This is a genomic window from Butyricicoccus sp. OF27-2pH9A, assembly GCF_027693185.1.
GTDB lineage: Bacteria > Bacillota > Clostridia > Oscillospirales > Butyricicoccaceae > Agathobaculum > Agathobaculum butyriciproducens.
Map to the genome: position 1 here is coordinate 115,526 of NZ_JAQEXK010000001.1, position 12,537 is coordinate 128,062.

General features: G+C 55.1%; 11 protein-coding genes, 3 tRNA genes, 1 other RNA gene and 1 riboswitch. Of the genes, 4 read left to right on the forward strand and 11 right to left on the reverse strand.

From position 1 onward, the window contains the following. Positions 1-7: 7 nt before the first annotated feature. Entirely contained in the window at positions 8-169 is a 162-nt protein-coding gene (locus PG722_RS00560) for a hypothetical protein (protein ID WP_270579342.1), read from the forward strand. A gap of 145 nt (positions 170-314) precedes the next feature. Here the strand turns inward: PG722_RS00560 and PG722_RS14115 are convergent, their stop codons facing one another. The 3 genes from PG722_RS14115 to PG722_RS00570 all read right to left on the reverse strand — a co-directional run bounded on the left by PG722_RS14115 (position 315) and on the right by PG722_RS00570 (position 3,296). After that, positions 315-464, reverse strand: a complete 150-nt coding sequence (locus PG722_RS14115) for a putative holin-like toxin (RefSeq protein WP_442867814.1) — start codon at positions 462-464, stop codon at positions 315-317. A gap of 109 nt (positions 465-573) precedes the next feature. Further along, entirely contained in the window at positions 574-2,196 is a 1,623-nt protein-coding gene (locus PG722_RS00565; protein WP_270579343.1) for a mannitol dehydrogenase family protein, read from the reverse strand. Positions 2,197-2,711: 515 nt separating this feature from the next. After that, a complete protein-coding gene (locus PG722_RS00570) occupies positions 2,712-3,296 on the reverse strand; it encodes a folate family ECF transporter S component (RefSeq protein ID WP_118360450.1) in 585 nt (194 codons plus the stop codon). A 69-nt stretch (positions 3,297-3,365) separates the two neighbouring features. Next, positions 3,366-3,468, reverse strand: a riboswitch (THF riboswitch). A 52-nt stretch (positions 3,469-3,520) separates the two neighbouring features. On the opposite strand from PG722_RS00570, the gene PG722_RS14120 reads away from it, so the two are divergent. Then, on the forward strand, positions 3,521-3,823 hold the full coding sequence (locus tag PG722_RS14120; protein WP_442867807.1) for a tyrosine-type recombinase/integrase: 303 nt from the start codon (positions 3,521-3,523) through the stop codon (positions 3,821-3,823). Between the two features lie 151 nt (positions 3,824-3,974). Here the strand turns inward: PG722_RS14120 and PG722_RS00580 are convergent. The 5 genes from PG722_RS00580 to PG722_RS00600 all read right to left on the reverse strand — a co-directional run bounded on the left by PG722_RS00580 (position 3,975) and on the right by PG722_RS00600 (position 7,752). After that, positions 3,975-4,060: transfer RNA gene (locus PG722_RS00580), tRNA-Leu, on the reverse strand. Positions 4,061-4,082: 22 nt separating this feature from the next. Continuing rightward, a tRNA-Leu gene (locus PG722_RS00585) sits at positions 4,083-4,167 on the reverse strand. Between the two features lie 437 nt (positions 4,168-4,604). Further along, positions 4,605-4,695, reverse strand: a tRNA-Ser gene (locus PG722_RS00590). An 86-nt stretch (positions 4,696-4,781) separates the two neighbouring features. After that, positions 4,782-5,963 carry a phosphodiester glycosidase family protein gene (locus tag PG722_RS00595; protein ID WP_270579344.1) on the reverse strand — a complete coding sequence of 394 codons (1,182 nt, stop codon included), beginning with the start codon at positions 5,961-5,963 and terminating at the stop codon, positions 4,782-4,784. Positions 5,964-6,033: 70 nt separating this feature from the next. Next, positions 6,034-7,752 (reverse strand): DEAD/DEAH box helicase, encoded by a 1,719-nt coding sequence (locus tag PG722_RS00600; RefSeq protein ID WP_270579345.1) that lies wholly within the window; start codon positions 7,750-7,752, stop codon positions 6,034-6,036. Between the two features lie 150 nt (positions 7,753-7,902). Here PG722_RS00600 and PG722_RS00605 point away from each other — a divergent pair, with 150 nt between their 5' ends. Beyond that, the gene (locus PG722_RS00605) at positions 7,903-8,751 is read left to right on the forward strand and encodes a putative manganese transporter (RefSeq protein ID WP_270579346.1); all 849 of its coding nucleotides are present in this window, start codon (positions 7,903-7,905) and stop codon (positions 8,749-8,751) included. A gap of 68 nt (positions 8,752-8,819) precedes the next feature. Here PG722_RS00605 and PG722_RS00610 read toward each other — a convergent pair whose 3' ends face one another. The 3 genes from PG722_RS00610 to rnpB all read right to left on the reverse strand — a co-directional run bounded on the left by PG722_RS00610 (position 8,820) and on the right by rnpB (position 10,820). Beyond that, on the reverse strand, positions 8,820-9,431 hold the full coding sequence (locus PG722_RS00610) for a CpXC domain-containing protein (protein ID WP_116704948.1): 612 nt from the start codon (positions 9,429-9,431) through the stop codon (positions 8,820-8,822). Positions 9,432-9,609: 178 nt separating this feature from the next. Further along, complete coding sequence (locus tag PG722_RS00615; protein WP_270579347.1) at positions 9,610-10,302, reverse strand: hypothetical protein; 693 nt, start codon at positions 10,300-10,302, stop codon at positions 9,610-9,612. A gap of 188 nt (positions 10,303-10,490) precedes the next feature. Then, positions 10,491-10,820, reverse strand: an RNA gene (gene rnpB, locus PG722_RS00620) — RNase P RNA component class A. 104 nt (positions 10,821-10,924) lie between these two features. Between rnpB and murD the strand changes: the two genes are divergently transcribed. Continuing rightward, a complete protein-coding gene (gene murD, locus PG722_RS00625; RefSeq protein WP_270579348.1) occupies positions 10,925-12,286 on the forward strand; it encodes a UDP-N-acetylmuramoyl-L-alanine--D-glutamate ligase in 1,362 nt (453 codons plus the stop codon). Positions 12,287-12,537 lie beyond the last annotated feature (251 nt).

Below are 12,537 nucleotides of genomic sequence, written 5' to 3' on the forward strand. Positions count from 1 at the left end.
AAATCATATGACACCTAAACAGAGATGGTATTGTTTCTGGGTAATAATCGCGGTGACTGTCCTTTTAACGGCAGGCTTTGTATGGATTGCCATTCATAACCCGCAGGCGTCATTCGAGGACTTGCTTTACGCTCTTTGGAAAGGTATTGTAACCCTTGTTAACGGATAACGGAATAACAGTGCCCCGGCTCTGTCGCTTGACAAAACCGGGGCACTGCGTTATAATTGTATCAACAACGATGGCTCTCTGGCAAGAGCGGTCGTTCCTAAAAAACTTGGTTAATTGAGGAAACGCCGCTCCTTTTCAGGGGCGGTTATCTTCTATGTCTCAGACATAGACTGATGATAGCAACGATCAGAAGACCGAACTGGAACAGATCGGAATAAGTGACCATGTCATCACCTCCCTTATGTTGGGAGGAACAACCTGTTTCACATCGTTGTTGACATTCTGAGTATAGCATATATTGCAATACCTTGTCAATCAACCGCCTTTTGCGGCGGTTTTTGTTTTATCTGCATACAAAAAGGCGAACCCTACGGTTCGCCTTTTGTCTTACGTTTTTTCGGTAATTAAGAGAAAATCCACTCCTGCTCCTGCTCCTCGCCGCAGTACTTCTGCAGCGTTTCGCGGACAGCGTGCGGGCCGCGGTTCATCTCGCCAAACATGCGGACAACGGTCTCGCCTACGCCGATCTCAAACAGGTTGACACCGAAGTAGTAGCGGTTTGCCAGCAACGGGTACAGCTGAGCCTCGCTTACGTCGTCGCCCAGCTTCGGGTTGCCCATCAGCGCGCGGACATGCTCGATATTCGGGTCGGGGCTGAGGGTGAACTCGCTGCCGTTATCGTCCACGCCTTCCAGATAGCGCAGCCAGCCGGCCAGTACCAGCGGAATGTAAATCAGCTTGGTAGCACGGTGTGCGGGCAGCATGGAGTTATAGTAAGCGTACAGCGTGGTGCCGAAGCGCGGCGCAATCTTACGCGAGGTATCGGTTGCGGTACGCTGCGGGGAATCCTGCAGGAACGGGTTCGGATAACGTTCGCCGAGAACCTCGTGCAGGAATGCCTCCGGGTCGATAACGCCCGGGTCAGCTACCATCGGCATTGCCTCCTGCTCGCTCAGGCGCGTGATGAGGTTGACCAGCTCGGTGTCCTTCATCTCGTCGCTGATGCGGGTGTAGCCGAGCATGCAGCCGAATACGCCGAGGGCGGTATCCATCGGGTTCATGCAGGTGCTTACCTTCATCATCGCAGACTTCTCAACGATGTCGCGGCGGGTGATGATAACGCCGCACTGCTCGAGAGCCGGATGACCGTTCGGGAATGCGTTCTCGATGAGCAGGTAGTGCGGGCTTTCGGAGTTGACGTAAACAGCCGCGTGCGTGCCCTTTTCGGTTACGAACGGCTTTGCGTTCTCCAGACCGTCAGCCGCCAGCTTGTCTGCGATGCGGTTATCCGGATGCGGGGTAATCTTATCAATCATGGACAGCGGGAAGGTATTCTTCTTGAGCAGGAAGTAATACTCATCCTCGGTGATGAAGCCGTTACGCTGCCATGCGCGGGCCATGTGACGGACAGCACGCTCCAGACGGGTGCCGTTGTCCGAGCAGTTATCCAGCGAAACGAGTGCCAGCGGAGACAGACCGGCGCGGCAGCGCTCGAGGCACAGCGCGGTCAGCTTGCCGAAGAAGGACTGGCAGCCTTCCGGACCGTTCTCGCGGTCGTGCTTGTAGTCCGGCAGGAACTCGCGGGTGTCGTCCTGGATGATATAGCCCTTCTCGGTCAGCGTAAAGCTGATCATCTGCAGGCTCGGCGCCAGGAAAATGTCATTCAGGCGCAGCATATCCTCGCTCAGCTTGAGGCTTTCGGTAACGGACGCAACCACTTCCTTGTTGATCGTGCCGTTGGAATACAGGGTGACAACCAGCGACAGATGATCGCAGGCGCGGTAGCAGCGGTCGATCAGCTCCTCATCGTAGCCGTCACAGCAGATAATGCCGGTGTCAGACAGACCGGCGGTCAGCAAGCGCTGCGCCAGTACAGCCGGGAAGGCGCGGAACAGGTTTCCGGCGCCGAAATGCAGCCAAGTCGGTGCCTTGTGGGTGTTTTCGCGCACGGCGTCAATGTCGTACTGCGGCAGACGATAACCCTTCCATGCCACGTTATGTTTAATACTCTCTTTTGTAAGTTTCATAAAGAGGTCACTCCCTTTCAGCGAACGGACTGTACCGTTCTTCTCCAATCATATATAGTATAACAAAAAATCAGCCGTTTGCATAGGGAAAAACAGAATTATTCACAAAAAGCTGAAAGCATGCTGCCAATGTTTTCAAATAAAACAAAAACCGCCCGAAAAGGCGGCTGATTGACTTTATTCGGTGTTATATGCTATAATCCGTACGGACGTTGTTACATATTAGTGGTCAGGCCCGCTTTCCCCTGCGGATTTCGTATGGAGGGAGGTGGTGCTGATGTGGAAAAAGGCGTTTCAGCTTTTTGTATGTGCGGTCATTGTACTGTACATTTTCTGTATAAAAGCGCGATGACCGTCCGGCTGGTATCCGAAACGGTCATCAAAATTTAACTGATGAAAGTACAAGGGCCTGACTGCTGTAACAGTGTCCCTTTGACTTTATTATAGCATATCCCCCGGCTTTGTCAAGCGACAGGCCGAGGGACTGTTTTTATCTTACGGATCATTCTCCATTTTCAATTCTCGATTTCCGTCGCCGCTTTTCCATTCGGCAGCGCGCCATAGATACGGTTGACCAGCTTCATGCCGAAGTAGACCAGCACGATCTCGATCGGCAGCAGAATAAGGTTCTTCGGCACGCGCGTAACGAGCAGCACGCTCATCGCCTTGCCGCCGGTGACGGTCAGCCACAGGGTGTTCAGGCAGATATTGCAGAACAGGTTGATGCAGGTCTTTGCGCCGATGGCACGCCATACGGTGACCTTGCGCGGATACAGCCACAGACCCCAGATCAGACCGCCGACAACGGCCGTCAGCGTATAGCCCGGGAAATACGCGCCCATGGACAGGTTGCCCGCAAAGTAGCCGAGCACATCGGTGCACACGCCGGCCATCATGCCGACGACCGGGCCGAACAGCATGCCGATCGACGCATTGCACAGGAAGCCGAAGCCGATACGCAGGTTCGGCGGCAGCTTGATCGACAGACCGAGCAGATCCAGCGTGACGTTGATCGCAATGAGCAGCGCCGTGACCGCCAGACAGCGGGTGGACCTCAGCTCACGCAGCGAGCGGACAAAGATATTCGGAGTTTTAGACATAGAAAAAGACACCTCCTAATCAAATTCATCTGTTGCCACAGCGATTTAGGAAAGTGCCTAAACAGTTGCAGCAGCGGGATGCGACCACAATACCGCAAGGAAAAGGCTCCCTTTCGTCCGCCGAACAACTCCCCGTTTCAGCGGCACTTAACGCATTGTGCTCTACTCTGCTTTTTCTGTTATAATTGTACCACGGTTTGAGCAGGTGTCAATACAGAAAATCCGTGTTCTGTCGGCTTGGTTTTGGTGCATTCTGTGGAATTGGATACTGTGGCAGACAATCTGTTAGACAAGATATCAGACCACCGCTTCCCTGCTCCGGCGGGTTTTCCGGAAAGTACGGCCTGCCGGAAATCCGCTTTCACGGCTTGCGTCATACGGCAGGAAGTTTGCTTCTAGCACAGGGCGTAAACATCAAGCAGATTCAAGAATTTCTCGGCCATTCCGATGTTACGACTACGCTTAACATTTACACACCGATGAGGAAGCGAAAAAGGAAACGGCGGCGGCTATGGGAAAGGTGCTGAACCTGCACTAAAATCAGCACTAAAATGAAGCGCTGCGATTTTGGTAGACACTTGTGGTAGACAGCGGTTTTTCACAAATTACATCATAAAACTAAATATTCTAAAATGTACAGAAAAAGAGCTGAAATCAAAAGATTTCAGCTCTTTCACTTGGTGCGGATGGGGGGACTTGAACCCCCACGTCCTTGCGAACACTAGCACCTGAAGCTAGCGCGTCTGCCATTCCGCCACATCCGCATATTTTGTTGTTGAAAGAAGGTGGTGCGAGTGACGGGACTTGAACCCGTACGTCGATCGACACACGCCCCTCAAACGTGCCTGTCTACCAGTTCCAGCACACTCGCATTGATCTCTCGCGGTGAACCGCTTGTCTCTCAGCGACAAGATATATTATATCAGGGGTATCCCCCTTTGTCAACAAAATTTGCGAAAAAATTTGATAAATTTTCAAACACCGTGAATTGTCGGTAAAATCGGTGAAATATCGAACTTTTTCGCGGCTTTTGCGGTGATTTACATGATAGAAAATTTGCCGCGCGGAGAAAAAATTTTGTTGATTGAGGAAAATTTTTCAGGTGAGTTTGAATCCCGCCTGCCCTGCCGGCGGAGAAGGTGGGATTCCATTTGCTGCGGCAAGCAACCATTAAATATTTTAGAGGTTGTCGGCCTACGGGCTCCCACGGCGGTTGAAACATGCCACTGGCATGTTTCTAAGAGCCGCCTTTCGAATCCCACCTTCGGAGTAAAAAATAAAGACCATCCGGATGGATGGTCTTTATTTTGGCGGAGAAGGTGGGATTCGAACCCACGTGGCGTGTTACCGCCAACTCGATTTCGAGTCGAGCTCGTTATGACCACTTCGATACTTCTCCGTATCGCGCCTGTCTCACAGGCGCTTATTTATTCTATCATGCAATGACGGAAAATACAAGTGTTTTTTCCGAAATCGTGATAATTTTTATTTCACCAGGAATGCATCCGGCAGATAACGGCCTTCCTCATTCTGGGAAAGCGTAGTCGGACTGGTGATCTCGCGGCCGCGATAGACCATAACGGAGGACGAGCCGCCGTCCAGCATGGACGCCTGATACGCGCCATACTGCTCCATGATCTCGCCGCAGCGCTCGATCGAAATGCCGAACGAGTGCATCTGACGGCCGTCAATGACCATCATGATAACCGTGCCGTCCTTCGCCTGACCGATGGCCGTGCGCGGCTGCTGCTCGTTCAGGCCGGTGCCTGCGACCAGATTCTCGCCATTGATGATGAGCGCCGGGTGGAACTCCACCGCGTCGCGCAGGCTGGAGGTATCGTTAAACGCACCGACCTGCAGGTGATCCTCGTTGTCAAAGCCGATGATCTTCCAGCCGTCGCCTACTGCGTCCTGATACTTCTCTCCCCGGCTTTTCAGGAAGCCGTACACGGTGCCGCCCGTGCCATTGCCGTCAAAATCGGCAAAGCCGGAGGCGTTGATGCCCAGAATGGCGTCATAATCTCTCACCATATCGGATACGAACGAGCCGTAATCGCCAAGGCCCTCGCTCGTGCCGACAAAGATATTCTCAGGCTTTTTGCAGAGCGCGATCTTGCCCGCGTACTCCATGCCGAGCGTGTCCTCGCCGGTCTGCTCGACGATCAGAATGCCGTGCTCGGCGTTGACCGCCAACACCGTGTCGCCCTGCCTGGTCTTGAGGCCGGTGTCGTAATGCGTCTGGCTCGGCTCGCCGATCAGGTCGATGTTGATCTCGTCGTAGCCGTTCTCCAAATACTCCGGATTATCCGCCAGAAAGCGCTCAAATTCGCTCTCGTTCAGCTCACTGAACATGGCATAGAATTTGTCCTTCGGCGTTTCGGCGGTGTCCTTCTCCTCCCATGCGCCGTCCCAGTTGCTGACGATGCCCTCCTGCTTCTGGTTCATCAGGTAGCGCTTGGTCATCACCTCGTTGATGATATCCTCCGGGATAAACCAGGTGGCCAGCCACTGGTGCGTCATGGTGCCCATTGCGGTTTCGATGTACCACTCACGCCAGCGAGTGACGAACGCGTTCGGTGTGTACAGCAGAAACGGATACACAACCGTGATGCCGATCAGAAAAAAGCAGGTCAGTCCCAGTGCGAAGCGGTGTTTTGCGCCGTTCATTCGTGTTGCTCCTTCTCTCTCAATCCGGGAACCGCGGGATACGGTTCGGGTTTGTCTCTATCACTATCTCTTAACCTTTACGGTTGTTGTTCGGGGTGCGGCGGCGTCTATGACGGTGATTGGTCGTCTTGCTCTGTGCCGTCTTGTTCTGCTGCGGTGCGGGCTTCTGCGCAGACCTACTGCCGTGTCCCCTGCCCTTCTTCTCCTGCTGCGGAGCGGCCTTGCCGTCCGCCTTTGCGGCACGAGCGGCCAGTGCGGCCTCGACCTTCCTGCGGATGCGCGCGGCAGCCTCATCGCTGAGCGCATACGCGCGGCTCGGCGTGTGGGCATCTACGCGCGGCTCGTTCTTCTCGAAGCGGGCGTACGGGTCGTTTCGGCGGCCTCTGCGGCTCGAATCATTTCTGTCGTTTCGGTCGTTTCTGCCCTTGCGGGAGCGCGGCGCAGCTGCCTTCGCCTGCTGCTCGGTCTGCTTCTCGGCAGCCTTCTCGCGGCGGGACGGACGCTTGGCATTCGCTCTCGCCTGACGCGCCTTCTTCTTGGCTTCCTTTTCGCGGGCAACGTCTGCGGCGACCTCCTCGGCGGTGGCGTTCTCGGAGACCGGCTTGCGGCGGGAGCGCTTGTTGGTCGTCCTGCGCTGACCGGACTCGCGCTTCTCCTCCTCCTTTTCCTCGTGCGGAATCTCACCGGCAACCGGAATGCGCTTGCCGATCAGTTTTTCGATATCCTTGAGGTACGGACGCTCGGAGCGGTCGCAGAAGGAAATCGCGGTGCCCTCCTGACCGGCACGGCCGGTGCGGCCGATACGGTGTACATAGGTTTCCGGAATGTTCGGCAGGTCAAAGTTGATAACGAGCGGCAGGTCGTTGATGTCGATGCCGCGCGCGGCAATGTCGGTCGCAACCAGAACCGCGATCTTGCACTCCTTAAAGTCCGCGAGCGCACGCTGACGCTGATTCTGCGACTTATCGCCGTGGATGGACTTGGTCTTGATGCCCGCACGGTTGAGGTCGCGCGCGACCCGGTCTGCGCCGTGCTTGGTGCGGGTGAACACCAGAACCTGGTGTACATTGCTTTGACGGATGATATCCGGCAGAAGTTCCCTCTTTTCCTGCTTTTCTACAAAATAAAGCTGCTGCTCGATCTTGTCCGCCGGTTTTGCGCTCGGCGTTACCGAGATATGCTCCGGCTCATGCAGCATTTTCTCTGCCAGATCGGCAATCTCCGCCGGAATGGTCGCCGAAAACAGCAGGGTCTGTCGCTTTTTCGGCAGGAACTTGACGATGCGCTTGACATCCGGGAAAAAGCCCATATCGAGCATGCGGTCGGCCTCGTCGAGCACGAAAAACTCTGCCTTGTCCAGCTTTACGATCTTCTGACCCATCAGATCCCACAGACGGCCCGGCGTGGCAATGAGAATATCCACACCGCGTTCGATCGCCTCGACCTGCGGCACCTGCGATACGCCGCCGAAGATGACCGCCGCACTGCACGGCACGTAGCGCGCGTACTGGCACACGTTTTCGTAAATCTGCAGCGCAAGCTCGCGCGTCGGCGTGAGGATGAGCGCACGGATGGTGCCCTTTCTGCCCTCGCTCTTTGCCAGGCGCTGGATGATCGGCACTGCGAACGCACAGGTCTTGCCCGTGCCGGTCTGGGCGCAGCCCATCAGGTCGCGGCCCTCGAGCACCGGCGGTATCGCCTGCTGCTGAATGGGCGTCGGCTCGGAATAGCCTGCCTCCTTCAGTGCTTTGAGGATGTTTTTCTCCAACTTGAGTTCGTTAAATTTCATGGTAAATATTCGATTCCTTTTGCTATCTTTGGTATGCAGTCCGGCAAATCCCGCTTGCCTGCGGACTGGGTTCTATGCTATACTTATTGTAATTGTCTCTGAGACAACACGAATGTTATCAACCCACAGATCAACTATGAGGTGACCTATTTGTTAGAAATTATTCATCACGTTCTGCCGGAAGCATTTTTCGATGTGCTCAAGACCGTACCGCTGCTGCTGGTCGTGTATGCACTGCTGTACTACATTGAAAACCGGCTGACCAATACGCCGGAGCTGCTCTCGCGTGCGGCGCAGTTCGGTCCTGTGGTCGGCGCGCTCGCCGGCTCCATTCCCCAGTGCGGATTTTCCGCGGCAGCGTCCGCGCTGTTCTCGGCAGGCTTTCTTGCACCGGCAACGCTGGTTGCCGTGTTCCTTGCCACCTCGGATGAGGCGGTGCCCATCATGCTGGCAGGCGGCGCAAGCGTACAGCAGGTGGTGCTGCTGCTCGTGGTCAAGTTTGCGATCGCGGTCATCGGCGGCTATGTTCTGCGCTGCACCGTGTTCCATAAGCACAAGGCCGGAACCGACGGCCCGCTTGAGATCGAGATGGGCGACTGCGGCTGTGAGACCTCGCCGGTGGCGAACATCCTGTCCCACACCATCAAGACCACCATCTTCCTGTTTGTCGTGCTGTTCGCGCTCAACATGGTCGTGCACGGCATCGGTGAGGAGCGCGTGGCTTCCCTCATGCTGACCAACAGCATCTTCCAGCCTCTGCTGTGCGCGGTGCTCGGTCTGATTCCGAGCTGTGCGATGAGCGTGCTGCTCAGCGAGCTGTTTGTCGGCGGCACGATCAGCTTCGGCGCTCTGGTTGCCGGTCTTTCCACCGGCGCAGGCTTCGGCTACATCGTTCTTCTCGAGGAGAAGGAAGGCCGTCATCGCGCCCTGCCGGTCATCGCGGCAACGTTTGCCACCGCCGTGATCGGCGGTACGCTGGTGCAGCTGCTTATCGGCTGAGAATGAAAAAATCTAAGGATGTGTCAAACGGCACATCCTTTTTTATGCCCTGCGAAGAAGGTAAACCGTCAGCCCATCTCGTGCAGCAGCTCGAGTGCCTGATGCGCCCACGTCATATCAATGCGCGAGAACTCGCCGCCCGGCGTGTACAGATAGGTTTCCACATCCGCATGCAGGCGCTGATACGCCGCGCCCGGCATGGCGGCATACTGCTCCGCGCCGTCGGAAAGCACGGCCACGAAGCGGAAATCACCCGTGCGCTCGTCCAGCTCGTGGAACAGCAGCTCGACAACATCGAGGTCGCGGTTAAGCTGTGCAAACAGCAGCAGCTTCATGATCTCGATGGTACGGTCATCCAGACCGCGCTCGAGAATGTTGATCTTCTCACGGAAGGTGTTGAGGCTGTCGGTCACGCGCAGGGTGTAGCCTGCCAGCGGATCAAATTCCGCCTTGGGAACCTGACCGTCCTCGGTCCACAGCCATACCATAAACTGGTTTGCCATGTCATGGTACAGACACGGGTGTACGGCGAGCACGGTCTCGCCGCAGTTTGGACATTTTACACGAAAGACAGACAGATCCTGTACCTTTGCCCGCAGCTCGGGATTTCGGTCGATATTGATATGGTCGATCACCTTGTGTTCGGTTTCCATATGACAGTGCGGACATTCGATCATCATAACAGTGATTCCTCCCTTGTGTTTGTCCAATTAAATTTTATTATAACACATTTCCCTATCTATAAGCAAGAGTTAAGCGCTGAGAGCGAAGAGCTTCTGCAAGGCTGGAGATAGGAGTGAGGCGGCAGGAGTGCGCCAAACCGAAAAAGCACCTGCGGGATAGGCAGGTGCTTTGCATTCAGGTTTCTTTGTAAATCGTGCCGATGCTGCCGACAACGGTAATATCCGACCAGTCTATCGAGCCGCCGTATTTGTCATACCGGTTTGTGATCTCCTCGCCGGTTTTCGTGTAAAAGCGGAAATTTCCCAGTCTGATCATGTATTCATCGTCCATGCATTCGTCCGGCAGTGCATCGCCCAGCTCGGTGCAGAGCAGAAAACACGGGTTTTCGCTGTTGCTTTGCAGCTCGTAAGCCTTTCCGTACCAGTCGAATGTCACCCTTGCGACCGGCTGGTCGAAGTTCAGGCCGTACAGCAGCAGGAAATTATGACCGCCGCAGCCGATGACTTCATAGCCGAATTTCTCATCAACGGAGTATGAACCGCCCTCAATCGTCCAGTCGCCAACCCAGTTCGGAGAAGCCTGCCAGAGACCCAAAAGGCAGTCCCACTGTACGCCGTCCTTCATGCTCACATAACCTGCTTGCTGCGTGAACACATAGAACGCTCGATCGCCGATAATAACGCCGTCATATATCGTCCTGCCGTAGAACTCTGTCGGGTCCTGTTCCGCAAACACCTGTACCTGCTGTGCAAGCGTGTCCTCATCCAGTCGGTACGGTTTTACCGCGTAACTCGATTTGCCCGCCGCCCACACACAGACCGCCGTCACAGCCGCCATCGCAAGGATTCGTTTTCCCAGTCCTTTCATAAAATGCACCTCCCTATCCTGCCTCAAGTATAACAAATTTTTCCGACGCAGGATATGGAGAAAGCGACAAAATGCAACGGCAATTTTTATGGAAATACATGAAGAAGGTTACACGATAGTGTTAATTTTCGATTCTCCATTTCTGCAGAAGGTAAAAAAAAGCACCGCAGAAAAATCTGCGGTGCTATGGCATGACTGGTGCGTAAGCCGGGTTCTGTCGTGGACGGTCATCTATCTCGAATGCACGTTGCCGTGCATCTCAAGCCGCCAGTCGGGACGATCGGGCCAATCGTGGTCCCAGTCGGCGTTGCTGCGGATAGAGTTTACAGACCTCCCATGTTGCCATGGGACGTGGTGAGCTCTTACCTCGCCTTTCCACCCTTACCGTTCAAAAACGGCGGTATATCTCTGTTGCACTATTCCTAAGGTCACCCTCGGCGGACGTTATCCGTTATCCTTGCCCTGTGCAGCCCGGACTTTCCTCATGCCCGAAGGCACGCGACCGTCTGCACCAGTCATAAATAGCATTATACCGTAAAAATCGCCTGCCGTCAAACCGGACTTGCAAAATCATGAAAAATCATGTATACTGTTCCTCGTACAAAGGCGGTGTTACGCATTTATGACAGCATTAGAACAATACCTCGGCGGCCTGTCGGATAAGCGGGTCGGCGTAATCGGCGCGGGCGTGAGCAATATGCCGCTCATCCGTATGCTGCGCGCTGCAGGCGTGCGCGTTACCGTGCATGACAAAAAAGAACCCACCGAGCTTGGCGACGGCTATGCTACCCTCGCTACCCTCGGCGTAGACTTCGTTCTCGGCCCGCATTATCTTGATGCGCTCGATGAGGACGTTATCTTCCGTACTCCGGGTGTTCACCCGCGTTTTCTTGAGAAGGCGCGTGCAAACGGCTCGGAGATCACCAGCGAGATGGAGCTTTTCTTCGCGGTCTGCCCGTGTCCGATCATCGGCATCACCGGCTCGGACGGCAAGACCACGACCACCACGCTCGTCAGCGAGATTTTGAAGCACGCGGGCTATACCGTGCATCTCGGCGGCAATATCGGCACGCCCCTGCTCCCCCGCGTGGACACGATGACCGAAAACGACCTTGCCGTTGTCGAGCTGTCCTCGTTCCAGCTGATGGGCATGAAGCACTCTCCGCACATTGCGGCCATCACCAATCTGACGCCCAATCATCTGGACTACCACAAGGATTTTGACGAGTATGTGCAGGCCAAGACTGCCATTTACCGCAATCAGGGCGAAAACGACAAGCTGATCCTCAATCTCGACGATGAGGTGACGCGCTCGCTCAAGGCATCCGGCAACCTGTTCTGCACCAGCAAAACGCAGGAGCTGGCCAACGGCGTGTTCCTCAAGGACGGCATGATCTACATCGCAGACGGCGGTGTGCGTCGTGAGCTGATGCCCGCATCCGACATCCGCATTCCGGGCGCGCACAACGTGTACAACATGATGATGGCGGCCGCTGTCGTGCAGGGTTATGCCTCTGACGACGATATCCGCGCCGTGGCGACCACGTTCGGCGGCGTTGAGCATCGCATCGAGTTCGTGCGCGAGAAGGACGGCGTGAAGTACTATAACGACTCCATCGCCTCCAGCCCGACGAGAACGATTGCAGGCCTCAATTCCTTCCAGCAGAAGGTCATTCTCATTGCAGGCGGCTACGACAAGCATATCCCGTATGACGTGCTCGGTCAGCCTATCTGCGACCATGTAAAGCTGCTGCTGCTCACCGGCGCTACCGCACCCAAGATTCGCGAGTGCGTGGAGAATATCGAGGGCGAGCATCCCCCGATTATCGAGGTGGAAAACCTCGAAACAGCCGTGCAGGAGGCCGCTGCCCGCGCAGAAAGCGGCGATGTTGTTATCATGAGTCCGGCCAGCGCGTCGTTCGACCGCTTTAAGAATTTCATGGAACGCGGCAAGCTGTTTAAGGCGCTTGTGGAAGAGCTGTAAGGTTAACAGGATAAACGCTTGCATTATTTCGCAATCGGTGCTATACTATAAGCAACGATATGAATTAGTTCACTTGGCGAAAACCCCCGGAGAGTACCAGTCTCCGGGGGTTTTCTATTCCGTTTTTCGGTGGCTTAAGCCGGGGCTGATGTTGCCTTACTTCTGCTCATCCAGCCACTTGCAAATGTAGTGTGCAAGTACATTTGCCATAATGGAGCAGATTAACGATACGGTGAAGTTCACTTGGCGCA

Excerpts from the sequence above, each read along its gene's own strand:
- PG722_RS00560 (WP_270579342.1), top strand. The coding sequence starts at position 8 with ATGACACCTAAACAGAGATGGTATTGTTTCTGGGTAATAATCGCGGTG.
- PG722_RS14115 (WP_442867814.1), bottom strand. The coding sequence starts at position 464 with ATGCTATACTCAGAATGTCAACAACGATGTGAAACAGGTTGTTCCTCC.
- PG722_RS00565 (WP_270579343.1), bottom strand. The coding sequence starts at position 2,196 with ATGAAACTTACAAAAGAGAGTATTAAACATAACGTGGCATGGAAGGGT.
- PG722_RS00570 (WP_118360450.1), bottom strand. The coding sequence starts at position 3,296 with ATGTCTAAAACTCCGAATATCTTTGTCCGCTCGCTGCGTGAGCTGAGG.
- PG722_RS00595 (WP_270579344.1), bottom strand. The coding sequence starts at position 5,963 with ATGAACGGCGCAAAACACCGCTTCGCACTGGGACTGACCTGCTTTTTT.
- PG722_RS00600 (WP_270579345.1), bottom strand. The coding sequence starts at position 7,752 with ATGAAATTTAACGAACTCAAGTTGGAGAAAAACATCCTCAAAGCACTG.
- PG722_RS00610 (WP_116704948.1), bottom strand. The coding sequence starts at position 9,431 with ATGATGATCGAATGTCCGCACTGTCATATGGAAACCGAACACAAGGTG.
- PG722_RS00615 (WP_270579347.1), bottom strand. The coding sequence starts at position 10,302 with ATGAAAGGACTGGGAAAACGAATCCTTGCGATGGCGGCTGTGACGGCG.
- murD (WP_270579348.1), top strand. The coding sequence starts at position 10,925 with ATGACAGCATTAGAACAATACCTCGGCGGCCTGTCGGATAAGCGGGTC.